The organism is Pseudomonas sp. MUP55, from assembly GCF_034043515.1.
GTDB lineage: Bacteria > Pseudomonadota > Gammaproteobacteria > Pseudomonadales > Pseudomonadaceae > Aquipseudomonas.
In genome coordinates this window covers 5,438,900-5,465,812 of record NZ_CP138214.1, presented here as the reverse complement: position 1 = coordinate 5,465,812, position 26,913 = coordinate 5,438,900, and the positions used below count along the sequence as shown (strand labels likewise).

General features: G+C 61.7%; 22 protein-coding genes. 9 read left to right on the top strand and 13 right to left on the bottom strand.

The window, feature by feature from the left end; genetic code table 11:
- From betA to betI, 3 genes are all read right to left on the bottom strand, one after another.
- Window positions 1-1,707, bottom strand: a complete 1,707-nt coding sequence (betA, locus tag SC318_RS24695) for a choline dehydrogenase (RefSeq protein ID WP_320428806.1) — start codon at window positions 1,705-1,707, stop codon at window positions 1-3.
- Window positions 1,708-1,835: 128 nt separating this feature from the next.
- Entirely contained in the window at window positions 1,836-3,308 is a 1,473-nt protein-coding gene (betB, locus tag SC318_RS24690; RefSeq protein ID WP_124388529.1) for a betaine-aldehyde dehydrogenase, read from the bottom strand.
- A gap of 93 nt (window positions 3,309-3,401) precedes the next feature.
- On the bottom strand, window positions 3,402-3,995 hold the full coding sequence (gene betI / locus SC318_RS24685; RefSeq protein WP_320428805.1) for a transcriptional regulator BetI: 594 nt from the start codon (window positions 3,993-3,995) through the stop codon (window positions 3,402-3,404).
- A 390-nt stretch (window positions 3,996-4,385) separates the two neighbouring features.
- Between betI and SC318_RS24680 the strand changes: the two genes are divergently transcribed.
- Window positions 4,386-6,320, top strand: coding sequence for a BCCT family transporter (locus SC318_RS24680; RefSeq protein ID WP_320431286.1), 1,935 nt, complete (start codon window positions 4,386-4,388; stop codon window positions 6,318-6,320).
- Window positions 6,321-6,747: 427 nt separating this feature from the next.
- Here SC318_RS24680 and choV read toward each other — a convergent pair whose 3' ends face one another.
- The 3 genes from choV to SC318_RS24665 form a co-directional block, all read right to left on the bottom strand.
- Complete coding sequence (gene choV / locus SC318_RS24675) at window positions 6,748-7,926, bottom strand: choline ABC transporter ATP-binding protein (protein WP_005792170.1); 1,179 nt, start codon at window positions 7,924-7,926, stop codon at window positions 6,748-6,750.
- Window positions 7,923-8,768: a choline ABC transporter permease subunit gene (gene choW, locus SC318_RS24670; RefSeq protein WP_003194913.1), complete on the bottom strand. Its 846-nt coding sequence runs from the start codon at window positions 8,766-8,768 to the stop codon at window positions 7,923-7,925. Before choW ends, choV begins: the two co-directional genes overlap by 4 nt.
- 69 nt (window positions 8,769-8,837) lie before the next feature.
- The gene (locus tag SC318_RS24665) at window positions 8,838-9,785 is read right to left on the bottom strand and encodes a choline ABC transporter substrate-binding protein (protein WP_320428804.1); all 948 of its coding nucleotides are present in this window, start codon (window positions 9,783-9,785) and stop codon (window positions 8,838-8,840) included.
- A 416-nt stretch (window positions 9,786-10,201) separates the two neighbouring features.
- Here SC318_RS24665 and SC318_RS24660 point away from each other — a divergent pair, with 416 nt between their 5' ends.
- Together SC318_RS24660 and SC318_RS24655 are read left to right on the top strand one after the other, a co-directional pair.
- The gene (locus SC318_RS24660) at window positions 10,202-11,578 is read left to right on the top strand and encodes an L-serine ammonia-lyase (RefSeq protein WP_320428803.1); all 1,377 of its coding nucleotides are present in this window, start codon (window positions 10,202-10,204) and stop codon (window positions 11,576-11,578) included.
- Between the two features lie 691 nt (window positions 11,579-12,269).
- On the top strand, window positions 12,270-13,373 hold the full coding sequence (locus tag SC318_RS24655) for a choline metabolism transcriptional regulator GbdR (protein ID WP_306490658.1): 1,104 nt from the start codon (window positions 12,270-12,272) through the stop codon (window positions 13,371-13,373).
- 88 nt (window positions 13,374-13,461) lie between these two features.
- Here SC318_RS24655 and SC318_RS24650 read toward each other — a convergent pair whose 3' ends face one another.
- From SC318_RS24650 to SC318_RS24630, 5 genes are all read right to left on the bottom strand, one after another.
- Window positions 13,462-13,725 carry a hypothetical protein gene (locus SC318_RS24650; RefSeq protein WP_320428802.1) on the bottom strand — a complete coding sequence of 88 codons (264 nt, stop codon included), beginning with the start codon at window positions 13,723-13,725 and terminating at the stop codon, window positions 13,462-13,464.
- A 225-nt stretch (window positions 13,726-13,950) separates the two neighbouring features.
- The gene (locus tag SC318_RS24645) at window positions 13,951-14,442 is read right to left on the bottom strand and encodes a thioesterase family protein (RefSeq protein WP_320428801.1); all 492 of its coding nucleotides are present in this window, start codon (window positions 14,440-14,442) and stop codon (window positions 13,951-13,953) included.
- Between the two features lie 54 nt (window positions 14,443-14,496).
- Window positions 14,497-15,462: an L-carnitine dehydrogenase gene (locus SC318_RS24640; RefSeq protein ID WP_320428800.1), complete on the bottom strand. Its 966-nt coding sequence runs from the start codon at window positions 15,460-15,462 to the stop codon at window positions 14,497-14,499.
- Window positions 15,463-15,546: 84 nt separating this feature from the next.
- Window positions 15,547-16,434 carry a 3-dehydrocarnitine:acetyl-CoA trimethylamine transferase CdhC gene (locus SC318_RS24635; RefSeq protein ID WP_320428799.1) on the bottom strand — a complete coding sequence of 296 codons (888 nt, stop codon included), beginning with the start codon at window positions 16,432-16,434 and terminating at the stop codon, window positions 15,547-15,549.
- 71 nt (window positions 16,435-16,505) lie between these two features.
- On the bottom strand, window positions 16,506-17,450 hold the full coding sequence (locus SC318_RS24630; RefSeq protein WP_320428798.1) for a choline ABC transporter substrate-binding protein: 945 nt from the start codon (window positions 17,448-17,450) through the stop codon (window positions 16,506-16,508).
- 190 nt (window positions 17,451-17,640) lie between these two features.
- Between SC318_RS24630 and SC318_RS24625 the strand changes: the two genes are divergently transcribed.
- A complete protein-coding gene (locus tag SC318_RS24625; protein ID WP_320428797.1) occupies window positions 17,641-18,585 on the top strand; it encodes a GlxA family transcriptional regulator in 945 nt (314 codons plus the stop codon).
- 305 nt (window positions 18,586-18,890) lie between these two features.
- Here SC318_RS24625 and SC318_RS24620 read toward each other — a convergent pair whose 3' ends face one another.
- The gene (locus tag SC318_RS24620; protein ID WP_320428796.1) at window positions 18,891-19,307 is read right to left on the bottom strand and encodes a DUF3010 family protein; all 417 of its coding nucleotides are present in this window, start codon (window positions 19,305-19,307) and stop codon (window positions 18,891-18,893) included.
- A gap of 39 nt (window positions 19,308-19,346) precedes the next feature.
- A complete protein-coding gene (locus SC318_RS24615; protein ID WP_320428795.1) occupies window positions 19,347-19,748 on the bottom strand; it encodes a lysozyme inhibitor LprI family protein in 402 nt (133 codons plus the stop codon).
- Window positions 19,749-19,966: 218 nt separating this feature from the next.
- Here SC318_RS24615 and SC318_RS24610 point away from each other — a divergent pair, with 218 nt between their 5' ends.
- The 5 genes from SC318_RS24610 to SC318_RS24590 all read left to right on the top strand — a co-directional run bounded on the left by SC318_RS24610 (window position 19,967) and on the right by SC318_RS24590 (window position 26,903).
- Window positions 19,967-20,944 carry a dipeptidase gene (locus SC318_RS24610; RefSeq protein WP_122716685.1) on the top strand — a complete coding sequence of 326 codons (978 nt, stop codon included), beginning with the start codon at window positions 19,967-19,969 and terminating at the stop codon, window positions 20,942-20,944.
- 52 nt (window positions 20,945-20,996) lie between these two features.
- Window positions 20,997-21,527 carry a DUF5943 domain-containing protein gene (locus SC318_RS24605; RefSeq protein ID WP_320428794.1) on the top strand — a complete coding sequence of 177 codons (531 nt, stop codon included), beginning with the start codon at window positions 20,997-20,999 and terminating at the stop codon, window positions 21,525-21,527.
- Between the two features lie 15 nt (window positions 21,528-21,542).
- On the top strand, window positions 21,543-23,603 hold the full coding sequence (dgcA, locus tag SC318_RS24600; RefSeq protein ID WP_320428793.1) for a dimethylglycine demethylation protein DgcA: 2,061 nt from the start codon (window positions 21,543-21,545) through the stop codon (window positions 23,601-23,603).
- A gap of 136 nt (window positions 23,604-23,739) precedes the next feature.
- Window positions 23,740-25,683, top strand: coding sequence for a dimethylglycine demethylation protein DgcB (gene dgcB, locus SC318_RS24595; protein WP_320428792.1), 1,944 nt, complete (start codon window positions 23,740-23,742; stop codon window positions 25,681-25,683).
- A complete protein-coding gene (locus SC318_RS24590) occupies window positions 25,683-26,903 on the top strand; it encodes an electron transfer flavoprotein subunit alpha (protein WP_320428791.1) in 1,221 nt (406 codons plus the stop codon). The genes dgcB and SC318_RS24590 overlap by 1 nt, the downstream gene beginning before the upstream one ends.
- Window positions 26,904-26,913: the final 10 nt, after the last annotated feature.

The following is a 26,913-nucleotide window of genomic DNA, read 5'->3' as shown; positions in this document are numbered from 1 at the left end:
TCAGTTATTGCGCATCGGGCCCACTTCACGCAACGGCTTGCCACGCACCGGCGCATCACCGGCCACGTAGTAGTCGGCGGTGCTGCGCGGCAGTGGCTTGCGCCCGCGGATCTTGTCGGCGATCTTTTCGGCGATCATGATCGTTGGCGCGTTCAGGTTGCCGGTGGTGATGATCGGCATGATCGACGCATCGACCACACGCAGACCCTGCATGCCATGCACACGGCCTTCGCCATCCACCACTGCCATCTCGTCGGTGCCCATCTTGCACGAGCAGGACGGGTGGAACGCGGTTTCGGCGTGCTCGCGGATGAACTTGTCGAGCTGTTCATCGGTTTGCACGTCGATACCTGGGCTGATTTCGCGGCCACGGTACGGGTCCAGCGCCGGCTGTTGCATGATTTCACGGGTCAGGCGGATGCCGTCACGAAATTCCTGCCAGTCCTGCTCGGTGGCCATGTAGTTGAAGAGGATGCTCGGGTAGTCCCTTGGGTTCTTCGACTTCAACTGGATGCGGCCACGGCTCGGCGAACGCATGGAGCCCATGTGGGCCTGGAAACCATGCTCTTTCACGCCGTTGCTGCCGTTGTAGTTAATCGCTACCGGCAGGAAGTGGTACTGAATGTTCGGCCATTCGAATTCTTCACGGGTACGGATGAAACCGCCCGCTTCGAACTGGTTGCTGGCGCCGATCCCGGTGCCGTTGAACAGCCACTCGGCGCCAATCGCCGGCTGGTTGTACCAGAGCAGCGAAGGGTACAGCGACACCGGCTGGGTGCAGGCGTACTGCAGGTACAGCTCAAGGTGGTCCTGCAGGTTTTCACCCACGCCTGGCAGGTCGTGGACCACCGGGATATCGAGGCTTTCCAGCAGTTTGGCCGGGCCGACGCCGGAGCGTTGCAGCAGCTGCGGCGAAGCGATTGCACCGCTGCACACCAGCACTTCCTTGCGTGCACGGGCTTCGACGCGCTCTTCGGCGGCGCCGATCAGGTAACGCACGCCGACCGCACGCTTGCCTTCGAACAACACTTTGTCGGTGAGGGCGTGGGTGACGATGGTCAGGGTCGAACGCTTCTTGGCGGTGTCCAGGTAACCGCGCGCGGTGCTGGCGCGACGGCCGTTGGGCGTGACGGTACGGTCCATCGGGCCGAAGCCTTCCTGTTGGTAGCCGTTCAAGTCTTCGGTACGCGGGTAACCGGCCTGCACGCCGGCTTCAACCATGGCGTGGAACAGCGGGTTGTTGCCTGCCTTGGGCGTGGTCACGCTGACCGGGCCATCGCCGCCGTGCCAATCGTTGGGGCCGATGTCACGGGTTTCGGCCTTGCGGAAGTACGGCAGGCAGTCCAGGTAAGTCCAATCTTCAAGGCCTGGCAGCTTCGACCAGTTGTCGTAGTCCATGGCGTTGCCGCGGATGTAGCACATGCCGTTGATCAGCGAAGAACCACCCAGGCCCTTGCCGCGACCGCATTCCATCCGGCGCCCGTCCATGTGTGGCTCAGGGTCGGTTTCGTAGGCCCAGTTGTAGCGACGGCCTTGCAGCGGGAACGCCAGGGCGGCCGGCATCTGGGTACGGAAGTCGAGGCGGTAGTCCGGGCCACCGGCTTCCAGCAACAGGACGGTGACGCCTTCGTCTTCGGTCAGACGGGTCGCTAAGGTGTTGCCCGCAGAACCTGCGCCAACAATGATGTAGTCGTATTCTTGAGTCATTTGTACTCCGGGGGAGCTGCAAGCTCCTAGCTTCAAGCTGCAAGAAAGAGCAGCGAGCGGTGCATCTGGGAGATGCGGCAAACCAAACTGCTTTTACTTGCAGCTTGAAGCTTGCCGCTCGAGGCTCATCAGAACACTGATGCGTAATCGCCCAGCTCGACCTGTACCGATTTGATGCGGGTGAAGTTGTTCAGCGAGCTGATGCCGTTTTCACGGCCCACACCGGATTGCTTGTAGCCACCGACCGGCATCTTGGCGTCGGATTCGCCCCAGGCGTTGATCCAGCAGATACCCGCTTCCAGCTGATGAATCACGCGGTGGGCGCGGTTCAGGTCCTTGGTGACCAGGCCGGCAGCCAGACCGAAGTCGGTGTCGTTGGCGCGGCGGATCACTTCTTCTTCGGTTTCATAGGTGAGGATGCTCATCACCGGGCCGAAGATTTCTTCACGCACGATCACCATGTCATCGGTGCAGTCGGTGAACACGGTGGGTGCCACGAAAGCGCCTTTGGCGAAGTCGCCGTCGGTCAGGCGGTCGCCGCCGCACAGCAGGCGCGCGCCTTGCTCTTTACCTTTGGCGATGTAGCCCAGCACGCTTTCCATGTGGGCGAAGCTGACCAGCGGGCCGAAGTTGGTGTTTTCGTCTTCCGGGTTGCCGATGCGGATGCGGGCAACGCGCTCCACGATCTTGGCTTCGAATGCCGCCTGCAGATGCTTGGGCACGAACACGCGGGTGCCGTTGGTGCAGACCTGGCCGGAGCTGTAGAAGTTGGCCATCATCGCGGTGTCGGCGGCGCGGTCGAGGTCGGCGTCGTCGAAGATGATCAGCGGGGATTTGCCGCCCAGTTCCATGGTCACGTCTTTGAGCGACGAGCTCGAAGCACTGGCCATGACTTTCTTGCCGGTGTCGGTGCCGCCGGTGAAGGAGACTTTCTCGATGCGTGGGTGCTCGGTCAGCCAGGTGCCGACTTCACGGCCGCTGCCGGTCAGCACGTTGAACACGCCAGCCGGAACGCCGGCTTCGGTGTAGATCTCCGCCAGTTTCAGGGTGGTCAGCGAGGTGACTTCGCTTGGCTTGAAGATCATCGCGTTACCGGCGGCCAGGGCCGGTGCGGATTTCCACAGGGCGATCTGGATCGGGTAGTTCCACGCGCCGATACCGGCCACCACGCCCAGCGGCTCGCGGCGGGTGTAGACGAAGGAAGTGTCGCGCAGCGGAATCTGCTCGCCTTCGATGGCGGGCACCAGGCCTGCGTAGTATTCCAGCACGTCGGCGCCAGTGACGATGTCGACGTATTTGGTTTCGGAGAAGGCTTTGCCGGTGTCCAGGGTTTCCAGGGCGGCCAGCTCATCGTTGCGCTCGCGCAGGATGTCGACGGCACGGCGCAGGATGCGCGAACGCTCCATGGCGGTCATCGCAGCCCAGATCTTCTGGCCTTTCTCGGCGCTGACAACGGCACGCTCGACGTCTTCTTTCGTAGCGCGTTGCACTTGGGCGAGAACTTCACCGTTAGCCGGGTTGATGGCTTCGAAGGTGGCATCGCTGCCAGCGTCGCTGTAGCCGCCGTCAATGTAGAGTTTTTGCAGTTCGAAACGGGCCATAAAGTCCTCGCAAGTGCATAAGTGGTTGGCGTTAACCGCCGCTGCGTGAGACGCAGCGACAGCAGTTCAGGGGGTTGAGCGGTTATGTGTGCTCTAACTCACCTGCTTGGCCAATTGGAAATCCATGTATTCGTAAGCGATCCGTTGCGCCTGCTCCGTGTCGAAAGCGTCTCCCGACAGGGCACCGCGCAACCACAAACCGTCGATCAGGGCTGCCAGGCCTCTGGCTGCTTTGCGTGCGTGCGGCAGCGGCAGCACTCGGCGGAACTGGCAGCACAGGTTGGAATACAGACGTTGATCGTTGATCCGCTGCAACCTGTGCAATGACGGGTGGTGCATGCTGGTGGCCCAGAAGGCCAGCCAGGTTTTCATTGCCGGGCCGTTGACCTGGCTGGCGTCGAAGTTGCCTTCGATGATCACCCGAAGATGCGCCCGTGGGCTGTCATCGTTCAGGGCACGTCGGCGTTCCTGGACGTTCGCGATCAGCGCGTTCATCAGGTAACGCATGGTCGCTGCGATCAGGCCGTTCTTGTCCTGAAAGTAGTGACTGATGATGCCGTTCGAGACACCCGCCAGACGGGCGATCAGCGCAATGCTGGCATCCCCCATCCCGACCTGATCGATGGCCGTCAATGTGGCTTCGATCAATTGCTGGCGGCGTATGGGTTGCATACCGACCTTGGGCATGTAGCACCTCTCCTTTGGCCTGCCGACAGGCGATCCACGTCCGTCGGCTTGAGGGCCAGTCTATTTTGTTTTGATTGAACGTTCAATCAACAAAGAATAAGATCTGCGACAAATGGTCGCTGCCTACAGATGTTTCCTACCTGAGAGCCGCGACCTTCGACACCTGCAAAAACCCTTGAAACCGGCTGTATCAGGGCCTGCCCGACGCTTGGGCGGGTTCAAGAATTTTCGGGGTGTCTTTATAACACCCGTCCGTCGACTGCCGAAAAATCGATGTCCCGGGATAACCGTTGCCTTGTGTTTCTCTCTCGCACTGCCCGGAGCATCTGCGCCATGAGTTCTGCCTCTCTTATAAAGACCCCGCCGGAAAAGGTGCGGGTCAACGGTTGGGTGTTCTACACCTCCACCGCGCTGATTCTGTTGTTGACCGCCATCCTGATCATCGCCCCGCAGGAGGCCGGGCGCATGCTCGGCGTCGCCCAGGCCTGGCTGTCGAAAAGCTTCGGCTGGTATTACATGGTGGTGATCGCCGCCTACCTGGTGTTTGTGGTCGGCCTGGCATTTTCGTCCTACGGCAAGCTGAAACTGGGCAGCAAGGACGACACCCCGGACTTCAGCTACGGCGCCTGGGCCGGCATGCTGTTCTCGTCGGGCATCGGCATCTCGCTGCTGTACTTCGGCGCCTCCGAGCCCCTGGACCACTACTTCAACCCGCCCGAAGGCGCGGCCGCCAGCAACAGCGCGGCACGTCAGGCGCTGCAGCTGACCTTCCTGCACTGGGGCCTGCATGGTTGGGCGATCTATGCGCTGGTCGGCCTGGCCGTGGCGTACTTCGCGTATCGCCATAACCAGCCGCTGGCCTTGCGGTCGGCGCTGTACCCGCTGGTGGGCGAGCGTTGGGTCAAGGGCGCGGCCGGCCATGCGGTGGACGGTTTCGGCATGTTCGTGACCCTGCTCGGCCTGGTGACCAACCTGGGGATTGGTTCGATGCAGGTGTCGTCCGGGTTGGAAAACCTGTTCGGCATGGAGCACAGCAATACCAACCTGTTGATCGTGATCATCGTGATGAGCACGGTGGCGACCATCGCTGCGGTGTCGGGTGTGGAGAACGGCATCCGCCGCCTGTCCAACCTCAACATTGTGTTGTTCAGCGGTTTGCTGATCTTCGTGCTGCTGTTCGGCCCCACCCTGCACCTGCTTAACGGCCTGGTGCAGAACACCGGCGACTACCTCAACGGCATCATCCTGAAAACCTTCGATCTGTATGTGTACGAAGGCGACGCCGACAAGACCGAGCGCTGGATGGGCCTGTGGACCCTGTTCTACTGGGCCTGGTGGATTTCCTGGGCGCCATTCGTGGGCATGTTCATCGCGCGCATTTCCCGTGGCCGCACCGTGCGTGAGCTGGTCGCCGGCGTGCTGCTGATCCCGCTGGGCTTCACCCTGGCGTGGTTGTCGATCTTCGGTAACTCGGCGCTGGACCTGGTGCTCAACCATGGTGCGGTGGAGTTGGGCAAGACCGCGCTGGAACAGCCGTCCATGGCCATCTACCAGCTGCTGGAGCATTACCCGGCGTCGAAAATCGTCATCGGTGTGTCGATCTTTGTGGGCTTCGTGCTGTTCCTGACGCCAGCGGATTCCGGCGCGGTGATGATGGCCAACTTGTCGTGCAAAGGCGGCAATGTGGACGAAGATGCGCCGCACTGGCTGCGGATCTTCTGGTCGGCGGTGATCACCCTCGTGACCATCGGCCTGCTGTTCGCCGGCAACTTCGAAGCCATGCAAACCATGGTGGTGCTGGCGGGGCTGCCGTTCTCGGTGGTGCTGATCTTCTTCATGTTCGGTTTGCACAAGGCCATGCGCCAGGATGTGGCCATCGAACAAGAGCAGGCGCAGTTGGCTGAACGTGGGCGTCGCGGGTTCAGCGAGCGTTTGACCGCGCTGGACCTGCAACCGAGCCAGGCCACCGTGCAACGCTTTATGGACAAGCACGTAACGCCGGCACTGGAAGAAGCCGCGGCAGCGCTGCGCGAGCAGGGGTTGGAGGTACAGACCTTGCTGGGCAAATCCAAGCGTTGCATTGGCGTGCGGATCGAGATGGAAGAGGGTAACCCGTTCGTCTACGAAGTCAGCCTGGACGCCTATTCTTCGGCGCCTGATGACGTGCCCGAAGAAGAACGTACCCGCTATTACCGCGCCGAGGTGTACCTGCACAACGGGCCTCAGGAATATGACCTGATGGGCTTCACCCAGGAGCAGATCACCCGCGATGTGCTCGATCAGTTTGAAAGCCATCGGCAGCTCCTTGGCCGGGTTTACAGCTGAATTCAGGTAGTGCTCTGAATCTGGGAGGGGGCTTGCCCCCGATAGTGGTGTGTCAGTCTTAGATGTGCTGACTGACACACTGCTATCGGGGGCAAGCCCCCTCCCACATTGGTTTTGTGGTGTGTGTTAGGCCGGTTTTGTTCAGCAAGGCATGGTAGTGGTCTGCCGGGTCTATGGCTGAAGACAGATGATGCTCTAAAAGTGGGAGGGGGCTTGCCCCCGATGGCGGTGTGTCAGTCTCAGATGTGCTCGCTGACACACTGCTATCGGGGGCAAGCCCCCTCCCACATTGGTTTTGTGGTGTGTGTTAGGCCGGTTTTGTTCAGCAAGGTATGGTAGTGGTCTGGCGGGTCTATAGCTGAAGCCTGGCGGTGCTCTGAATGTGGGAGGGGGCAAGCCCCCTCCCACATTGGTTTTGTGGTGTTTGTCAGCCCAGGTTCTTGCCCAGCAGGGCATGGTAGAGCTCGCTGTCGCCCAGTATGCCCACCACCTTGTTGTTGTCGTGCAGCACCAGCTTGTTCCCGGTCTGGTAGCGAATCTGCAGCGCATCGCGCATGCCGATATTGGAGTCCACCAGCGTCGGCACTCGGCCCAGGCCTTCCACCGCTTGCCCTGGCGCCCAGTTCTGCAGGTTCATGGCTACGCCATTCTGGCGTGCGCCCTGGATGGTGTTGCCTTCGGCCAGGTCCAGCCAGGAGTCGCCGCCCGGGTCCAGGCATACCGAACCGTTCACACGTTTGCAGTTATCCAGCGTGCGCATCAGGCTGCGGCCGCACAGCACGTTCAGCGGGTTGGTGTGGGCGACGAAGGTGCGCACATAGTCGTCCGCCGGGTTCAGCACGATCTCTTCCGGCACGCTGTACTGGATGATCTTGCCGTCTTTCATGATCGCGATGCGGCTGCCGAGCTTGAGGGCTTCGTCGAGGTCATGGCTGACGAACACGATGGTCTTGCTCAGCTTGCGTTGCAGTTCCAGCAATTCATCCTGCAGGCCCTGGCGAATCAGCGGGTCGAGGGCGGAGAAGGGTTCGTCCATCAGCAGGATGTCGGCGTCCATCGCCAATGCACGGGCCAGGCCCACGCGTTGTTGCATGCCACCGGACAGCTCGTCGGGCTTCTTGTTGCGCCATTGGCTCAGGCCCACCAGTTCGAGTTTTTCATCGACCAGCGTGCGTCGCTCCTTCTCCGGGCGGCCCTGCATTTCCAGGCCGAAGCTGATGTTTTCGCGCACCGTCAGCCAGGGCATCAGGGCGAATTTCTGGAACACCATGGCGATGCGCTTGGTGCGCATCATCTTCAGCTCGGCGGGGGTGCAGGACGCGATGTCGATCTGGCGCCCTTCATGTTCCACGAACAGCTGCCCACGGCTGACGGTGTTGAGGCCGTTGATGCAGCGCAGCAGGCTGGATTTGCCGGAGCCCGACAGGCCCATCAGCACGCAGATCTCGCCTTTCTCGATGTCCAGGCTGGCTTTTTCAACGCCGACAATCTGCCCGGTCTTCTTCAGGATTTCGTTACGGCTCATGCCCTGGTCCAGCAGCTTGAGCGCTTCGCGTGGGTCTTTGGAGAAGATCACGTCGACATTGTCGAACCGGATAATGCTCATGCATCACCCCCTACTTTAGCGTCAGGTTGTTTGCAGATACGGTCGAGCATGATGGCCAGCAACACGATCGCAAGGCCCGCTTCAAAGCCCAGGGCGATGTCGGCGGTGTTCAGTGCGTTGACCACCGGCTTGCCGAGGCCATCGGCGCCCACCAGCGCCGCGATCACCACCATCGACAGCGACAGCATGATGCATTGAGTGATACCGGCGGCAATGCTCGGCATGGCGTGGGGCAGTTCAATGCGCGAGAGCAACTGGCGGCGCGAGCAGCCGAAGGCCTTGCCGGCGTCCATCAACTCTTGCGGTACATCGCGGATACCCAGGTAGGTCAGGCGGATCGGCGCGGCAATCGCGAACACCACCGTTGAAATCAGGCCGGGCACCACACCCAGCCCGAAGAGGGTCAGGGTAGGGATGAGGTAGACGAAGGTCGGCACGGTCTGCATCAGATCGAGTACCGGCCGCATCATGGTGTAGAACATCGGCTTGTGCGCGGCAACAATGCCCAGCGGCACGCCGATGACCACGCAGACCAGGGTGGCGAACAGCACCTGCGCGAGGGTTTCCATGGTTTCCTGCCAGTACCCCAGGTTGAGGATCAGCAGGAAGGAGGCGATGACAAAGACAGTCAGTCCCCACTTGCGTTGGATAAAGTGAGCCAGCAGCGCAATCAGACCGATCAATGCCAGTGGATTGAACCAGGTCAGCGCAAACGTCACGCCGTGGATCATCGTTTCCAGTGTCGATGCGATCGCGTCGAAATAGTTGGCGCCATGTTGGGTCAACCAGTCGACGAAGGCAGCGATGTACTGGCCTAGTGGGATTTTCTGTTCAGTCAGCATGGTAGTGAATGTCCACATGCGAAGAGGGAAACATCCCGGGGCAGCGCACCGCCCCGGGGTCAGCGGGTGCTATTTGGCGAGGTAGGCTTTAACGGCATCGAGACCTGGTTGGCCATCAACGGTGGTGACACCGGCGAGCCAGGTGTCGAGCACTTGCGGGTTCTTCTGCAGCCAGGCCTTGGCGGCAGCATCGGGCTTCATTTTGTCGTCCAGGACGTTGCCCATCAGGGTGCTTTCCATGTTCAGCGTGAACACCAGGTTTTTCAGCAACTGGCCCACATTGCTGCATTCCTGGGTGTAGCCCTTGCGGGTGTTGGTGTAGATGGTGGCCTGGCCGTAGTTGGGGCCGAACGAATCATCACCCCCGGTCAGGTATTTCATCTTGAAACGGGTGTTCATCGGGTGCGGTTCCCAGCCGAGGAACACGATGGCCTGCCCGCGCTTGGTGGCGCGTTCGACCTGGGAAAGCATGCCGGCTTCGCTGGACTCGACCACTTTGAAACCGGCGGCCTTGAGGCCGAAGGCATCTTTGTCGATCAGCGTCTGGATGGTGCGGTTGCCGTCGTTACCCGGCTCGATGCCGTAGATCTTGCCGCCCAGCTCATCCTTGAATTTGGCGATGTCGGCAAAGTCTTTCAGGCCCTTTTCATACAGCGCTTCGGGCACCGCCAGGGTGTACTTGGCGTTCTCCAGGTTGGCGCGTACGGTTTCCACGGTGCCGGCATCGCGGTACTGCTTGATGTCGTTTTCCATGGTCGGCATCCAGTTGCCGAGGAAAATGTCCATGTTCTTGCCGTCAGCCAGCGACTTGTAGGTCACGGGCACCGAAATCATTGTGGTGCGCGGCTTGTAGCCCAGGCCCTTGAGGATTTCGCTGGTGGTCGCGGTCGTGACGGTGATGTCGGTCCAGCCGACATCGGAGAAGTTGACGGTCTTGCACTGTTCCGGTTCTGCGGCGTGCGCCATGACGGGCAGACTCAGCATGGCGGCCAACAACAACGAGGGTGAACCTTTCATCGGGGTAGACTCCTGTGTTTTTTCTGGCGGCATTCGCCGCGCTTTATAAGTGCTGCTATTGGAGCGTGCGTTGGACAGCTCTGGCACGGTGCCTTGCAAACGAGTCGAGACTGATCATGTACCAGTGAAAATCTGACGCCTACAGGGGGCGTCGTATCCAGTACAGGGAGGGTCGCATCCAGTGTCGGTGACGTCGCTTACAGGTTTTTACCACGGCCAAACGGCTGTTTTCACTCATCTGCACCGTTAAAAACGGCCAAAACAGGCGAACGCACGTGAGCGACGCTGTTGAGCATGGTTGCGTCGGTGTGAGACGCCGTGACGGCGGGTAAAAGCTGGATGATGCCGCCATCTGGGCGATCTGAGCGTAGCACCTCGTTCAAGCCTGGCCGCGCTTATCGAGGAGTTTCACGTTAATGGCTATCAGCGTTTTCGACCTGTTCAAGATTGGCATCGGACCCTCCAGTTCTCACACCGTGGGGCCCATGCGCGCCGCTGCGTTGTTCCTCCAGGCCTTGCGCGAACGTGACCTGCTCGAACAGGTGCGACGTGTCGAAGTGCAACTCTACGGCTCCTTGTCGGCCACCGGCATCGGCCATGGCAGCGACACCGCCACCATCATGGGCCTGATGGGCGAGTGGCCGGACGCCATCGACCCGTCGCAGATCGGTGTGCGCATCCACACACTGCGTGAAACCGACACCTTGCTGCTCGACGGTCGCTTGCCGGTGCCGTTCGTATGGTCACGGGACATGCGCCTGCTCGATGAAAACCTGCCATTCCACCCCAATGCCATGACCCTGGTGGTGTTCGACGATAACGGCGAGTTGCACCGCGACACCTACTACTCGGTGGGTGGCGGTTTTGTGGTGGATGAAGCCCAGGCCCAGAGCGGCGTGGCGGACATGGATCGCACCGAGCTGCCGTATGATTTTTCCAGTGCCGTGGAGCTGTTGCAGCTGTGCAAGACCCACAACCTGCGCGTCGCCGAACTGATGCTGGCCAATGAGAAGGTGTGGCGCTGCGAAGAAGAAATCCGCAGCGGCCTAATGAAGCTCTGGCGCGCCATGCAAGCCTGCGTGGAGGAAGGCCTCAAGCATGAAGGCATCCTGCCTGGCGGCTTGAACGTGCGCCGTCGCGCCGCCAGGTTGCACCGCAGTTTGCAGGAGTTGAACAAACCCAATGTGATCGGCTCGACCTTAAGTGCCATGGAGTGGGTAAACCTGTTCGCCCTGGCGGTCAACGAAGAAAACGCCGCCGGCGGGCGCATGGTGACGGCGCCCACCAATGGCGCAGCGGGGATCATTCCGGCCGTGCTGCATTACTTCATGAAATTCAGTGAAGAGGTGACGGAGGCCAACGTGGTCGACTACCTGCTCGGCGCGGCGGCGGTGGGGATTCTGTGCAAGAAGAACGCCTCGATCTCCGGTGCCGAAGTCGGGTGCCAGGGCGAAGTCGGTTCGGCCTGCGCCATGGCCGCAGCGGGCCTGGCCGAGATTCTCGGCGCCACGCCGGAGCAGTTGTGCAACGCCGCGGAAATCGGCCTGGAACATAACCTGGGCCTGACCTGCGACCCGGTGGGCGGGCTGGTGCAAGTGCCGTGTATCGAGCGCAATGCGATTGCGGCGGTCAAGGCGATCAATGCCGCGCAGATGGCCTTGCGTGGCGACGGCCAGCACTTTATCTCCCTGGACCGGGTGATCCGCACCATGCGCGATACCGGCGCGGATATGCACGACAAGTACAAAGAGACATCGCGCGGCGGGTTGGCGGTGAGTGCGGTTGAGTGCTGAAACCGAGTCGCCTGCATCGGGGGCAAGCCCCCTCCCACATTTTGATCTGTGAACACCTTTCAATTGTGGGAGGGCCCAGCCCTGATAGCTTCAGCCCAATTTTGAACTGTGAACATCTCCCCAACGGTGGGAGGGGGCTTGCCCTGATAGCTTCAGTTCAACTTTGAACTGTGAACACCTCTCCACTGTGGGGAGGGGGCTTGCCCTGATAGCTTCAGTTCAATTTTGAACTGTGAACACATTCAACTGTGGGAGGGGGCTTGCCCCCGATAGCGCCAGTACAGCCAGCACTGCTCATAAAGTGAACACCGCAACCAAAAGCGCCACCTTTTAGCGCGTCGCAAACAGATAAGTAGGCTGCAAACGAATGACGCCTGGCTACCTGCCATCTGTGCTTGCGGTGACAGACTTCTCGGATGCCCTCAAAGCGCCTTCCCACAAGTGCTACCGATTTGCTCACAGGCCCTGTGGGAGACAATTCCTACATCCTTTTCGCTCATATCCCACACTTCCCGGGCGGGCTTATATAGACGCGTCAAAACGTCGTTTTTAGGAGTTATTGGACGGCCATTCAATTTTAGGCATGGCATTTGCTCTATCAATTCAAAGCCTCTCTCCCTCGCAGGAGACGAGTGCAATAACAAGAGCCTCGCCTGAGGCCATCACCCGCTTTGTGTGAGGAGATACTGCGATGACGTCGTTCAACTCAGGGGCCCAACCCCAGAACCGTGCGCCTCAATCCATCGGCTTTTTGCTGCTGGACAATTTCACGCTGATTTCCCTGGCCTCGGCCGTGGAACCCCTGCGCATGGCCAACCAATTGTCCGGCCGCGAGCTGTATCGCTGGACAACCCTGAGCGTCGACGGCAACCAGGTGTGGGCCAGCGACGGCCTGCAGATCACCCCTGATGCGGCCATGCACAAGGCGCCGGCCCTGGACACGGTGATCGTGTGCGGTGGCGTGGGCATCCAGCGTACCGTCACCCGCGAACATGTGTCATGGCTGCAAAGCCAGGCGCGCCAATCGCGCCGTCTCGGTGCGGTCTGCACCGGCAGTTGGGCCCTGGCCTGCGCGGGCTTGCTTGATGGTTTCGATTGCAGCGTGCACTGGGAATGCCTGGCGTCGATGCAGGAAGCTTTCCCCCGCGTGGCCATGAGCACACGCCTGTTCACCCTCGACCGCAACCGCTTTACCAGCTCCGGCGGCACCGCGCCGTTGGACATGATGCTGCACCTGATCAGCCGCGACCACGGCCGTGAACTGTCGGCAGCCATCTCCGAAATGTTTGTGTACGAACGCATCCGCAACGAACAAGACCACCAGCGCGTGCCGCTCAAGCACATGCTTGGCACCAACCAGCCGAAGCTGCAGGAAATCGTTGCGCTGATGGAAGCCAACCTGGAAGAGCCCATCGACCTCGACGAATTGGCCGTCTACGTTGCCGTGTCGCGGCGCCAGCTGGAGCGGCTGTTCCAGAAATACCTGCACTGTTCGCCGTCGCGCTACTACCTCAAGTTGCGCCTGATTCGCGCACGGCAACTGCTCAAGCAGACGCCGATGTCGATCATCGAAGTGGCGTCGGTGTGCGGGTTTGTGTCGACGCCGCATTTCTCCAAGTGCTACCGCGAATACTTCGGCATTCCGCCGCGCGATGAGCGCGTGGGTTCCAACACCACCCAGCAGGTGGCGATGATGCCGATTCCGCAGGCACTGACCTTGTCACCCCTGGCGGGGCCGATGTCGGCGTTGAGTCAGGCCAGGAACGAGTCCACATTTGCCAGTGTAAGGCTTTAGATCGCGTCGTCGGCATCGGGGGCAAGCCCCCTCCCACAGGGGAATGCATTCCACATGTGGGAGGGGGCTTGCCCCCGATAGCGCTCTGTCAGGCGCCAGAGCTCTGCCTGAAGTGCATCAACGCCGGCAACAACTGCTTATCGATCGCCTGGCGCACCGCCGGCAAAATCGTCGCGCTGCCGCCGTACATCTGTTCAACCATGCCCTTGAGCGCCCTGGCGCGTGCCTCGCTCAAACCGCGTACTGCGCACTCGCACGCCTGCTCGGCACTGGCACCGCTGGACACTTCAAAACCCAGTGAGCGCAGCTGGCCCAGCAGGTCATCCTGGTCAATCAAATCCGCATGCATCATGGCGTCTATCCTGGTGAGAAGAGCGGGGGTCGACCTCGATTCTGGTAGCCGCCCCAGCGGTCGGCAAGGGCCGAATGCGTGAATGCCTCGGATGGCTATGAGGGTGTCGTTTTCGGGCCATGCACACCCGGCGCTTACCGGCACACTGAACCCAGGCACACGGCTTGACGGTTTGGTCACCCTCGGGACGCACGGCTCACACAAGGCACCTCTGCCCCGATCCTGTCACGGCTGGATCGGGGCTTTTTTTATGGGCAAACCGATGACACGGCCGAGCAGCACGGGGGGCGGCAGCTCGGCCTGTTGCGCACGGATGGCCGTCAGTCTTTCCAGCGTGATTTCAGTGAACGGCGTTGCATGGGGGCCGGCCAGGTCGACATGCAGCAGCATCTGTTCGTTGCCCGCCAGCGCCTCGTCACCGCCCACCAGGTGCAGGCTGTGATAGAGGTGCAGGCGCTTGGCGTCATGGGCGATCAGCTGGGTATGCACTTGCACCTCGGCCCCCAGCTTCACTTCGTGCAGGTAGTTCAAGTGCAGCTCCAGGGTGAACAGCGAGTGGCCGCTGGCTTCGCGGTTGTCGCTGTCCAGGCCCAGTATGTCCATCAGCGCGTCGGTGGCGTAGCTGAAGATCAGCAGGTAGAACGCGTCGCGCAGGTGGCCGTTGTAGTCCACCCAGTCCGGTTGGATTTTGGTGGTGTAGGTTTTCAATGCAGGCATGGATGTCTACTCGGTCAAAAATGTGGGAGGGAGCAAGCCCCCTCCCACCTTTAATTATTCGGCGAAGCTCATGCCGTGCTTGGCCTTGGTGGTCTTCACTGCCTCCAGCACCGCCAGCAGGCAATCATCACGATAGCGCTCCAGCGCCGCAATGCTGTGGTTGCCGAGTTGATCGCTTGTGCCGTCGACCACATCGTCAATCAGTTTGTCGGTCAGTTCCGGTGCCGGCAGGTAGGTCCAGGGCAACTGCAATGCCGGGCCGAACTGCGCCATGAAGTGGCGCATGCCCGCATCGCCACCCGCGAGGGTGTAGGTGAGGAAGGTGCCCATGAACGACCAGCGCAGGCCCGCGCCGAAGCGAATGGCATCGTCGATTTCGCCGGTGGTCGCCACGCCATCGTTGACCAGGTGCAACGCCTCGCGCCACAGGGCTTCGAGCAGGCGATCGGCGATAAAACCGGGGACTTCCTTGCGCACATGCAACGGGCGCATGCCCAGTGATTCGTAGACCTTGATCGCCGCCTGGATCGCCTCAGGCGCGGTGTGCTTGCCGCCGACCACTTCCACCAGGGGCAGCAGGTAAACCGGGTTGAACGGGTGGCCGACGACGCAACGCTCGGGGTGGGTCGAGCCCTCATAGAACTCACTTGGCAACAGGCCCGAGGTGCTCGAGCCGATCAATGCATTCGGCTTGGCCGCCGCGCTGATCTTGCTGTGTAAATCCAGTTTGAGTTCCAGGCGTTCGGGCGCGCTTTCCTGAATGAAGTCGGCGTCTTTCACGCATTCTTCGATGGTGGCCACAAAGCGCAGGCGGTCCTGGGATGCGCCGGTTGCCAGCCCTTGTTTCTCCAGGGCGCCCCAGGCGTTGGCCACACGTTTGCGCAGTGCGGCTTCGGCACCGGGCGCCGGGTCCCAGGCGACCACATCCAGGCCGTGGGCGAGGGCGCGGGACACCCAACCGCTGCCGATCACGCCACTGCCCAGAGCGGCGAAGGTTTTGATCTCAGTGATAAAGCTCATGACGACATTCCTGAATAATGTGATGAACCTATGTGGGAGGGGGCAAGCCCCCTCCCACATTTTTGATCCGGTTTCAGCGGGGAGTTAGCCGCGTTTTTTGAGGCCCATCTTGATTCGGCCCTCGGCCGGGGTCATGACCCTTCCCCCCAGGCGGCTGAGGATTTCACTGGCGCGCTCCACCAGTTGGCCATTGGTGGCGAGCACGCCTTTGTCCAGCCACAGGTTGTCTTCCAGGCCGACCCGCACGTTGCCGCCCAGCAGCACGGCTTGCGCGGCCATCGGCATCTGCATGCGGCCGATACCGAAGCCGGCCCACACCGCGTCGGCGGGCAGGTTGTCGACCATGGCTTTCATGGTGGTGGTGTCGGCCGGTGCGCCCCACGGGATGCCCAGGCACAGTTGAAACAGCGGGTTGTCGAGCAGGCCTTCCTTGATCATCTGCTTGGCGAACCACAGGTGGCCGGTGTCGAAAATCTCCAGCTCGGCCTTCACGCCCAGTTCCTGGATCCGCTTGGCACCGGCGCGCAATTGCGCGGGGGTGGACACGTAAATGGTGTCGCCATCGCCGAAGTTCAGGGTGCCGCAATCGAGGGTGCAGATTTCCGGCAGCAGTTCTTCGACGTGGGCCAGCCGCGTCAGCGGACCGACCAGGTCGGTGTTGGGACCAAACGCCATCGGGTCCTCGCCCGCGCCGATCTCCAGGTCGCCGCCCATGCCGGCGGTGAGGTTGACGATGATGTCGATGTCGGCCTCGCGGATGCGCTCCATCACTTCGCGGTACAGCGCCACGTCGCGGCTGAACTTGCCGGTGTGCGGGTCACGCACATGGCAGTGCACCACCGTTGCACCGGCCTTGGCGGCTTCCACGGCGGCGGCCGCGATCTGCTTGGGGGTGACCGGCACGTGCGGGCTTCTGGCGGTCGTGTCGCCAGCACCGGTGAGTGCGCAGGTGATGATGACGTCGTGGTTCATGGGGCGGGTTCCTTACAGGCGTGGGGGTGCCTTCGCGACCGGGACGAGCGCGAATGGGGGTTCAAATCAGGTTATTGCTTGCTTAGTTGAAGGTTGGCCGCCGCCGGCTTGCCGTCGAAGGTGGTGACGCCTTCCAGCCAGCGCGCCAGGTCTTGCGGATGGTCCTTGAGCCACTGCCTGGCGGACTCAAGGGCATCCTTGTGGTCGAGCAACGGCTGCATCATTCGGCTCTCGTCGGCGGCGGTGAAGGTCAGGTTGGTCAGCAGCTTGTGTACGTTGGGGCACTGCTCGGCGTAGGTCGGCGAGGTGACGGTCCATACCGTTGCGCGGCCTTCATTCGGGCCCAGGGCGTCGTCGCTGCCGCTGAGGTAAGTCATCGCCACGTTCACGTTCATCGGGTGCGGCGCCCAGCCGAAGAACACCACGGCTTCCTTGCGGCGCACGGCCCGGTCGACGGCGGCGAGCATGCCGGCTTCGCTGGATTCGACCAGCTGGAACTTGCCCAGGCCGAACTGGTTCTTGGCGATCATCGCCTTGATCTGGGTATTGGCGCCCGAACCCGGCTCGATGCCGTAGATCTTGCCGCCGAGCTCTTTTTCGAACCGGGCGATATCGGCAAAGCTTTTCAGGCCCTTGTCCGCCAGGTAAGTCGGCACGGCGAGGGTGGCGCGGGCGTCTTCCAGGCTCGGTTTGTCGAGCACCTTGACTTGCTTGGCGTCGACGAACGGGGTGATGGTCTGGGTCATCAGCGGGTTCCAGTAGCCCAGGAACAGGTCCAGGCGCTGGTCGCGGATGCCGGCAAAGATGATCTGCTGGGAGGCGCTGGTCTGTTTGGTCTTGTAGCCGAGGCCGTCGAGCAACACTTGGGTCATGGCACTGGTGGCGATCACGTCGGTCCAGTTCACCACGCCCAGGCGCACGTTCTGGCATGAAGCGGCATCCGCTGCCATGACGGGGGTGCTCAAAATAGCGCTGACGCTGAGTGCAAGCACGCTGCGGCTGATCAGTCGGTTCATGGTGAATCCCTCGGCAGGTCGTTATTGTGGGCCGGTGTCTTTGTGCACCGTGGCATCACGTTACGCAGCTTGGGGGCCGGTAAAGCGCACGACGGCGACCAGCTTTTGCACTGCAGCGACCTGCCCCTTGAATCCGCCCATGAACGGGAGTATCACAGTGCCACGCTGCCCGCCCGACGAGAGCGCCACCATGTCCCAGGATTTCTATTTTTTACTGATGCCGGGGTTCTCGGCCATCGGCTTTATTTCCGCACTGGAGCCGCTGCGGGTGGCCAATCGCTTTCGTGGCGAGCTGTACCGCTGGCACGTCTTGAGCGCCGATGGCGGGGCAGTATTGGCGAGCAATGGGATGTCGGTGAATGCCGACGCCGCACTGGAGCCGCTGAACAAAGGCGCGACCCTGCTGGTGGTGGCTGGCTTCGAGCCTCTGCAGTTCGCCACGCCCGCGCTGGAACACTGGCTGCGGCGCCTCGACCACGAGGGCGTCACCCTGGGCGCCATCGACACCGGCGCCTGCGTGCTGGCCGAAGCGGGCCTGCTCGACGGCCATCGCCTGACCCTGCACTGGGAAGCCATCGATGCGTTCAAGGAGTCGTATCCGCACCTGACGGTCACCCAGGAGCTGTTCGAGATCGACCGCCGGCGCATTACCTGCGCGGGCGGCACTGCATCCATCGACCTGATGCTCGACCTGATCGCCCAGGCCCATGGCCCGGACCTGGCGGTACAGGTCTCCGAACAGTTCGTGCTGGGCCGCATCCGCCCGCGCAAAGATCACCAGCGCATGCAGATCGCCACGCGCTACGGCATCAGCAACAAGAAGCTGGTGCAGGTGATCGGCGAGATGGAGCAGCACACCGAGCCGCCCCTGAGCACCCTGGCCCTGGCCGAAGCGATCAAGGTCACACGGCGCCAGCTGGAGCGCCTGTTCCGCCTGCACCTGAACGACACACCGAGCAACTTCTACCTGGGACTGCGCCTTGAAAAAGCCCGGCAATTGCTGCGCCAGAGCGATATGAGCGTGCTGGAAGTGAGTATTGCGTGCGGGTTTGAGTCGCCGTCGTATTTCACCCGCAGCTATCGCGCAAGGTTCGCCAAGTGCCCCAGGGAGGACCGACGACGAGAGGTGGTTTGAGTGTTTTTCAGCCACAGTTTCAACGCACACGGATCGAATGTGGGAGGGGGTTGCCCCCGATGACGGGCAGTCATTTGATACAGCTTTTTCTGACCCACCGCTATCGGGGGCAAGCCCCCTCCCACAGTGGATTAGAGATCGTTCCCACGCTGCAGCGTGGGAATGCAGCCCGTGACGCTCTGCGTCACCTGTGCAGCAGATGGCGGGACGCGGAGCGTCCCTGGAGGCATTCCCACGCGGAGCGTGGGAACGATCGTGACCCAACGCTATCGGGGGAGCCTCCCACATTGGATTTTCGGTGTGGCTTATTTTTTCAGCAGGGCCGAACACGCCGTCTTGAAGGCTTCATGCTGATATTTGTTCAGCGTCGCCGGCAGTTCGAAGTTGTGTTTTTTGTTCTGCGCATTGATGGTTTGCGGCGACAGCAGCGTCACCTCGACCCCCTCCAGCAACTGAAACACCCCTTCGATCTTGAATGTGGTCGGGCCGCCGGCGAATTCGCCTTTCTTGCTGCGCTTCTTGATCGCGATATGGGTGATGGCGTTTGCCTGCACAAACGCCTTCACCTGGACGGCGAAGGCTTTGACGTTGGCGGCTTCGTCGTCGTCTTCGAGGGCGATTTTCTTGGTGGCCAGGGCGACGTGGGTCAGTGCCTGGTTGTCCAGGGAAGCGACGGCGATGATGGCTTCGCTGCCTTTGATTTCGATGCCGCAGAAAGTCATGAAAAGCCCTGATTCAGAAGAAAGTCGCAGGATTGTCGCTTATTCCTGCCCAATCGACTCCAAAAACTCCGACCGCTCATCGCTCATCCGCGCCAGGCAATCATTCTGCGCAATGGCATAGGCCTTGGTGCCGGTCACCGCCGGGAAGGTGTCTACCGCACAATCGGCGTCACGCAGTTTTTCCCACTTCTGCTGGGCATCCTTCAGACGGGCGGTAATGTCCGCCAGCTTGGTCTTGTCGCTGCCATAGGTTGAACCCATGCGTTCGAGCAACCCCTGGTAGTTATCCTTGAGCAATTGCTCGGCGGTGGTTTTGTTGTAGGTGGCGCATTCCAGGGTTTGCTGGTCGTTCTCGATGCCGTCGCACGGCGTGTTGTCGGTGTCTTCGGCCGCGTGGACGCCGGTTGCGATGAGTGCCAAAGCCAGGAAAATCGATTTCATTGCGCCGTCTCATATCAGGTGATGCCGAATTCTGGCTCAAGCGTCAGACAAAGAACAGCCGCCAGTCAGGCATGTCCACACAGGCTTTGTCGCAGATTGACGCTTTCGGCAATTCCCCTGTCGTTTTTGCACCCGGCTCCGTCGGCCCCTGGGCATATGCTGGCCCCAAAGCGCCGGCAGACGATTCGGCGCATGAATCGCCAATAAGGGGACGCCTGATGAGCCCAGCCGAGTTGCACGCCGACAGCATCGTTATCGACGGTCTGATTATCGCCAAGTGGAACCGCGACCTGTTCGAAGACATGCGCAAAGGTGGCCTGACGGCCGCCAACTGCACGGTGTCGGTGTGGGAAGGCTTCCAGGCCACGATCAATAACATCGTTGCCAGCCAGACCCTGATCCGCGAAAACAGCGACCTGGTGATCCCGGTGAAAACCACCGCCGATATCCGCAAGGCCAAGGAGCAGGGCAAGACCGGCATCATCTTCGGCTTCCAGAATGCCCACGCGTTTGAAGACCAGTTGGGCTATGTCGAGATCTTCAAGCAGCTCGGCGTCGGTGTGGTGCAGATGTGCTACAACACCCAGAACCTGGTAGGCACCGGCTGCTATGAGCGTGACGGCGGGCTGTCGGGCTTCGGCCGCGAGGTCGTCGCCGAGATGAACCGCGTCGGCATCATGTGCGACCTGTCCCACGTCGGTTCCAAGACCAGCGAAGAAGTCATCCTCGAATCAAAAAAACCGGTGTGCTATTCCCACTGCCTGCCCTCGGGCCTCAAAGAGCACCCGCGCAACAAGTCCGATGAAGAGCTTAAGTTTATTGCCGACCACGGCGGCTTTGTCGGCGTGACCATGTTTGCGCCGTTCCTGGCCAAGGGCATCGACTCGACCATCGACGACTACGCCGAAGCCATCGAATACACCATGAACATCGTCGGCGAAGACGCCATCGGCATCGGCACCGACTTCACCCAGGGCCATGGCCAGGATTTCTTCGAAATGCTGACCCATGACAAAGGCTACGCCCGCCGCCTGACCAGCTTCGGCAAGATCATCAACCCGCTGGGCATCCGCACCGTGGGCGAGTTTCCCAACCTCACCGAGACCCTGCTCAAGCGCGGCCACCCTGAGCGTGTGGTGCGCAAGATCATGGGCGAGAACTGGGTCAACGTCTTGAAGGACGTCTGGGGCGAATAAGCCAGACACCCATCGGCAACACCACAACGAATTTTTCTGGAGTTAAGTTTCCATGGCCAAGATCGCCCCGCAATTGCCAATCGAAGTCGACAGCGAAACCGGTGTCTGGACCTCCGACGCCCTGCCCATGCTGTACGTGCCCCGTCATTTTTTCGTCAACAACCACATGGGCATCGAAGAAGTGCTGGGCGCCGAGGCCTACGCCGAGATTCTCTACAAGGCCGGCTACAAGTCCGCCTGGCACTGGTGTGAAAAAGAAGCCGAATGCCATGGCCTGGAAGGCGTCGCAGTGTTCGAGCACTACATGAAACGCTTGTCGCAACGCGGCTGGGGCCTGTTCAAGATCCAGGACATCGACCTCGACAAGGGCACCGCCAGCGTCACGCTGGAACATTCGGCCTTTGTCTACGTGTACGGCAAGGTCGGGCGCAAGGTGGATTACATGTTCACCGGCTGGTTTGCCGGCGCGATGGACCAGATCCTTCAAGCGCGTGGCAGCCAGATTCGCACTGTGGCCGAACAAGTCTACGGAGGCTCCGAAGAGGGCCACGACGATGGCCTGTTCACCGTCAAACCGTTGTAAGCCGAGGACCGTGCCATGGCTTTCGAAGCAATGTTTGCGCCGATCCAGATCGGCAAACTGACCATCCGCAACCGCGTGCTCAGTACCGCCCATGCCGAGGTGTATGCCACCGACGGCGGCATGACCACCGACCGCTATGTGAAGTACTACGAAGAGAAAGCCAAGGGCGGCATCGGCCTGGCCATCTGCGGCGGCTCCTCGGTGGTGGCCATCGACAGCCCCCAGGAATGGTGGAGTTCGGTGAACCTGTCCACCGACCGCATCATCCCGCACTTCCAGAACCTGGCCGACGCCATGCACAAGCATGGCGCCAAGATCATGATCCAGATTACCCACATGGGCCGTCGCTCGCGTTGGGACGGCTTCAACTGGCCGACCCTGATGTCGCCGTCCGGCGTACGTGAGCCGGTGCATCGCGCCACCTGCAAGACCATCGAGCCGGAAGAAATCTGGCGCGTGATCGGCAACTACGCCCAGGCCGCGCGCCGTGCCAAGGCCGGTGGCCTGGATGGCGTCGAGCTGTCCGCCGTGCACCAGCACATGATCGACCAGTTCTGGAGCCCGCGGGTCAACAAGCGTACCGATGAATGGGGCGGCACTTTCGAAGGCCGCATGAAGTTCGGCCTGGAAGTGCTCAAGGCGGTGCGCGCCGAAGTGGGCGACGACTTCTGCGTGGGCATGCGCCTGTGCGGCGACGAGTTCCACCCGGACGGCCTGTCCCACGAGGACATGAAGCAGATCGCCAAGTATTACGACGACACCGGCATGCTCGACTTCATCGGCGTGGTGGGCTCGGGTTGCGATACGCACAACACCCTGGCCAACGTGATCCCGAACATGAGTTATCCACCGGAGCCATTCCTGCACCTGGCGGCCGGTATCAAGGAAGTGGTGAAAGTCCCGGTGCTGCACGCGCAGAACATCAAGGACCCGAACCAGGCCACGCGCATTCTGGAAGGCGGCTATGTGGACATGGTCGGCATGACCCGTGCGCACATCGCCGACCCGCACCTGATCGCCAAGATCAAGATGGGCCAGATCGACCAGATCAAACAGTGCGTCGGCGCCAACTACTGCATCGATCGCCAGTACCAGGGCCTGGATGTGCTGTGCATCCAGAACGCCGCGACCTCCCGTGAATACATGGGTGTGCCGCACATTATCGAAAAATCCACCGGGCCCAGGCGTAAAGTGGTGGTCGTGGGGGCGGGCCCGGCCGGTATGGAGGCCGCACGCGTCGCCGCCGAACGTGGCCACGATGTGACCCTATTCGAAAAGAAAGAATTTATCGGTGGGCAGATCACCACGGCGTCCAAAGCGCCGCAGCGCGACCAGATCGCCGGTATCACCCGCTGGTTCCAGCTGGAGCTGGCGCGCTTGAAAGTCGACCTGCGCCTGGGTGTGGCGGCAGACGCCGACACCATCCTCGACCTGCGCCCGGACGTGGTGGTGCTGGCGGTCGGCGGGCATCCGTTCATCGAACAGAACGAACACTGGGGCGCTGCCGAAGGCCTGGTGGTGAGCAGTTGGGACGTGCTCGACGGCAAGGTTGCGCCGGGCAAGAACGTGCTGGTGTACGACACCATTTGCGAATTCACCGGCATGTCGGTGGCGGACTTCCTGGCCGACAAAGGCAGCCAGGTGGAAATCGTCACCGATGACATCAAGCCGGGCGTGGCCATCGGTGGTACGTCGTTCCCGACCTACTACCGCAGCATGTACCCCAAGGAAGTGATCATGACCGGCGACATGATGCTGGAAAAGGTCTACCGCGAGGGCGACAAGCTGGTGGCGGTGCTGGAGAACGAATACACCGGGGCCAAGGAAGAGCGCGTGGTGGACCAGGTGGTGGTGGAGAACGGCGTGCGTCCGGACGAGGCGATCTATTACGGGCTCAAGGAAGGTTCGCGCAACAAGGGCCAGATTGACGTCGAAGCCCTGTTTGCGATCAAGCCGCAGCCGTGCCTGAGCGAAGCGGGCGAGGGGTACTTGCTGTTCCGCATCGGTGACTGTGTGGCCCAGCGCAATACCCACGCTGCGATCTATGACGCCCTGCGCCTTTGCAAGGATTTCTAAGCCGACTGGGTTCAAATGTGGGAGGGGGCTTGCCCCCGATGGCGGAGTGTCAGTTGATACAGCTGTAGCTGACCCACCGCTATCGGGGGCAAGCCCCCTCCCACATTAGTTTTGTGTGGTCTGTGGGAGCTTCACCATGTTGAACACCTTGCTGCCTATTCTGTTGTTTGCCGCCCTGGGCCTTGCCGTCCTCGGTGCCCTGCGCCGGGCGAACATGTGGCGCCGTGGCCGCGCCGCCAAAGTCGACCTGCTCGGCGGCCTGTTGGCAATGCCCAAGCGCTACATGGTCGACTTGCACCACGTGGTCGCCCGCGACAAATACATCGCCAATACCCACGTGGCCACGGCCCTGGGCTTTGTGCTGTCGGCGCTGCTGGCGGTGCTGGTGCACGGTTTCGGCCTGCACAACCGCATCCTCGGCTACGCCTTGTTGCTGGCTTCGGTGCTGATGTTTGTCGGTGCCATCTTCATGTTCCTGCGTCGGCGCAACCCACCTTCGCGCCTGTCCAAGGGGCCGTGGATGCGCCTGCCGAAAAGCCTGATGGCGTTCTCGGTCAGTTTTTTCCTGGTGACGCTGCCGGTGGCGGGGATCCTGCCCGCTGATTTTGGTGGCTGGCTGCTGGCCGCGTTGCTCGGCGTGGGCGTGCTGTGGGGCGTGTCCGAAATGTTCTTCGGCATGACCTGGGGCGGGCCGATGAAACACGCTTTCGCCGGTGCGCTGCACCTGGCCTGGCACCGCCGTGCCGAACGCTTCGGCGGCGGCCGCTCCACCGGCTTGAAGCCGCTGGACCTCAGCGATAAAACCGCGCCGTTGGGCGTGGAAAAACCCAAGGACTTCACCTGGAACCAACTGCTTGGTTTCGACGCGTGCGTGCAGTGCGGCAAGTGCGAAGCCGCGTGCCCGGCGTTCGCCGCGGGCCAGCCGCTGAACCCGAAAAAGCTGATCCAGGACATGGTGGTCGGCCTGGCCGGCGGCACCGATGCAAAATTCGCCGGGAGCCCGTATCCAGGCAAGCCAATTGGCGAACACGGCGGCAACCCGCACCAGCCGATCGTCAATGGCTTGGTGGACGCGGAGACCCTGTGGTCATGCACCACCTGCCGCGCCTGCGTGGAAGAGTGCCCGATGATGATCGAGCACGTTGACGCCATCGTCGACATGCGTCGCCACCTCACCCTGGAAAAAGGCGCTACGCCGAACAAGGGCGCCGAAGTTCTGGAAAACCTGATCGCCACCGACAACCCTGGCGGCTTCGCACCCGGCGGCCGGTTGAATTGGGCGGCGGATCTGAACCTGCCGCTGCTCAGCGAAAAAGGCAGTGCCGACGTACTGTTCTGGGTCGGCGACGGTGCCTTCGACATGCGCAACCAACGCACCCTGCGCGCGTTCGTCAAAGTGCTCAAGGCGGCCGGCGTCGACTTCGCCGTGCTGGGCCTGGAAGAGCGCGACAGCGGAGACGTGGCACGCCGCCTGGGCGATGAAGCGACCTTTCAGTTGCTGGCTTCGCGCAATATCCAGACCCTGGCCAAGTACAGCTTCAAGCGCATCGTCACCTGTGACCCGCACAGTTTCCATGTACTGAAAAACGAATACGGTGCCTTCAACGGCAACTACCTCGTGCAGCACCACAGCACCTTCATGGCCGAGCTGATCGGCGAGGGCGCTCTGAACCTGGGCCAGCACAAAGGCACCAGCGTGACTTATCACGACCCGTGCTACCTGGGCCGCTACAACGGCGAGTACGAGGCGCCGCGCCAAGTGCTGCGGGCGCTGGGCATCGAGGTCAAGGAAATGCAACGTTCGGGTTTCCGTTCGCGCTGCTGCGGCGGCGGCGGCGGTGCGCCGATCACCGACATTCCCGGCAAGCAACGTATCCCGGACATGCGCATGGAAGACATCCGCGAAACCGGCGCCGAACTGGTGGCTGTGGGCTGCCCGCAGTGCACGGCGATGCTCGAAGGCGTGGTCGAACCGCGCCCCTTGATCAAAGACATTGCCGAATTGGTGGCCGACGCCTTGCTCGAAGACGCGGCACCGGCCAAAGCGCCCAACACGCGTGAACCTGCGGAGGTGCATTGATGAGCGACATTATCCGCCGCGATCCCCGCGCCGAATGGATCGCCCGTAACCGCCTGCATCCGCTGCACGCGGCCATGCAGCCGGCGCAACACAGCTGGATGGGGCCGAACGGCGTCATTCGCAAAAACCTGCACGGTGTGGGATTTATCGGCCCCAACGGTATCAAGCGCATCGACCGCAGTGGCGCCCAGCAGGGCGGCGCGGCCAAGCGTGCCGCCGCAGTGGAAGTGCAGTTGCCGTTGCATCAGATCACAGCGCCGGCGTTCTACATCAACGTGGTGCCGGACATGGTCGGCGGCCGCCTGAGCAGCCACGACCGCGACGTGCTCGGCCTCGCTCGCCAACTGGCCGGCAGTGACGGCGCCGTGCTGGCGGTGGTGTTTGGCGAACACAAGGAAAGCGCGTTTGCGACAGCCGGCGTTGATCGCCTGCTGGTGCTGGAGGGGCATGAGTTCGAAGGTTATTCACCGGAGCAACGCGTGCAAGGTTTGCGCGCTGTGGATAACCAGTTCAACCCACGCCATTGGTTGCTGCCTGACAGCCGCAGCGGTGGCGGCGAACTGGGCCGACGCTTCGCCGCCAGTCTCAAGGAACGTCCCGCCACGCGGGTGTGGCAGATCAAGGGTGAGGAGTGCATCGGCCGCGCCGGTGCGGGCCAGCAAGACTTGGCGCGACCGCTGCCACGCTTGATTCTCGCCGCCGTGGAGTGTGCGGAGCCCGTCAGCGAAACCCGTCACGAAGCGCTGCCCGTGGAGTTATCCACAACCCTGGCGCGCAGCCTGCCGCGTATCGAAGACCTCGGCGCGGTGGCGGTGGACCCGGCAGCGATTCCCATGGCCGAAGCGGAATTCATCTTCTCCGGCGGTAACGGCGTGAAGGACTGGGCCCTGTTTCACCAGGCCGCCGCAGCCCTGGGCGCCACCGAAGGCGCTTCGCGGGTGGCGGTGGACGATGGCTTTATGGCGCGTGACCGTCAGGTCGGCGCCAGCGGCACCTGGGTCACGGCGCGGGTGTACGTGGCCGTGGGCATTTCCGGGGCGATCCAGCACCTGCAAGGCATCGGTGCCTGCGACAAGGTGGTGGCGATCAACCTCGACCCGGGTTGCGACATGATCAAGCGTGCCGACCTGTCGGTGATCGGCGAAAGCGCCGCGATTCTGCAAGCCTTGATCGCAGCAGTCGAGGCCCACCGCAACGGCGCCAAGCGCGATGCAGCTTAGGGGTATGACC

Coding starts and splice junctions, on each gene's coding strand:
- SC318_RS24640 (WP_320428800.1), bottom strand. CDS start 15,462: ATGAGCTTTATCACTGAGATCAAAACCTTCGCCGCTCTGGGCAGTGGC.
- SC318_RS24615 (WP_320428795.1), bottom strand. CDS start 19,748: ATGAAATCGATTTTCCTGGCTTTGGCACTCATCGCAACCGGCGTCCAC.
- SC318_RS24625 (WP_320428797.1), top strand. CDS start 17,641: ATGTCCCAGGATTTCTATTTTTTACTGATGCCGGGGTTCTCGGCCATC.
- betB (WP_124388529.1), bottom strand. CDS start 3,308: ATGGCCCGTTTCGAACTGCAAAAACTCTACATTGACGGCGGCTACAGC.
- SC318_RS24610 (WP_122716685.1), top strand. CDS start 19,967: ATGAGCCCAGCCGAGTTGCACGCCGACAGCATCGTTATCGACGGTCTG.
- SC318_RS24665 (WP_320428804.1), bottom strand. CDS start 9,785: ATGAAAGGTTCACCCTCGTTGTTGTTGGCCGCCATGCTGAGTCTGCCC.
- SC318_RS24635 (WP_320428799.1), bottom strand. CDS start 16,434: ATGAACCACGACGTCATCATCACCTGCGCACTCACCGGTGCTGGCGAC.
- SC318_RS24645 (WP_320428801.1), bottom strand. CDS start 14,442: ATGCCTGCATTGAAAACCTACACCACCAAAATCCAACCGGACTGGGTG.
- SC318_RS24620 (WP_320428796.1), bottom strand. CDS start 19,307: ATGACTTTCTGCGGCATCGAAATCAAAGGCAGCGAAGCCATCATCGCC.
- betA (WP_320428806.1), bottom strand. CDS start 1,707: ATGACTCAAGAATACGACTACATCATTGTTGGCGCAGGTTCTGCGGGC.
- SC318_RS24630 (WP_320428798.1), bottom strand. CDS start 17,450: ATGAACCGACTGATCAGCCGCAGCGTGCTTGCACTCAGCGTCAGCGCT.
- dgcA (WP_320428793.1), top strand. CDS start 21,543: ATGGCTTTCGAAGCAATGTTTGCGCCGATCCAGATCGGCAAACTGACC.
- dgcB (WP_320428792.1), top strand. CDS start 23,740: ATGTTGAACACCTTGCTGCCTATTCTGTTGTTTGCCGCCCTGGGCCTT.
- choV (WP_005792170.1), bottom strand. CDS start 7,926: ATGAGCATTATCCGGTTCGACAATGTCGACGTGATCTTCTCCAAAGAC.
- SC318_RS24590 (WP_320428791.1), top strand. CDS start 25,683: ATGAGCGACATTATCCGCCGCGATCCCCGCGCCGAATGGATCGCCCGT.
- choW (WP_003194913.1), bottom strand. CDS start 8,768: ATGCTGACTGAACAGAAAATCCCACTAGGCCAGTACATCGCTGCCTTC.
- SC318_RS24660 (WP_320428803.1), top strand. CDS start 10,202: ATGGCTATCAGCGTTTTCGACCTGTTCAAGATTGGCATCGGACCCTCC.
- SC318_RS24650 (WP_320428802.1), bottom strand. CDS start 13,725: ATGATGCATGCGGATTTGATTGACCAGGATGACCTGCTGGGCCAGCTG.
- SC318_RS24655 (WP_306490658.1), top strand. CDS start 12,270: ATGACGTCGTTCAACTCAGGGGCCCAACCCCAGAACCGTGCGCCTCAA.
- betI (WP_320428805.1), bottom strand. CDS start 3,995: ATGCCCAAGGTCGGTATGCAACCCATACGCCGCCAGCAATTGATCGAA.
- SC318_RS24605 (WP_320428794.1), top strand. CDS start 20,997: ATGGCCAAGATCGCCCCGCAATTGCCAATCGAAGTCGACAGCGAAACC.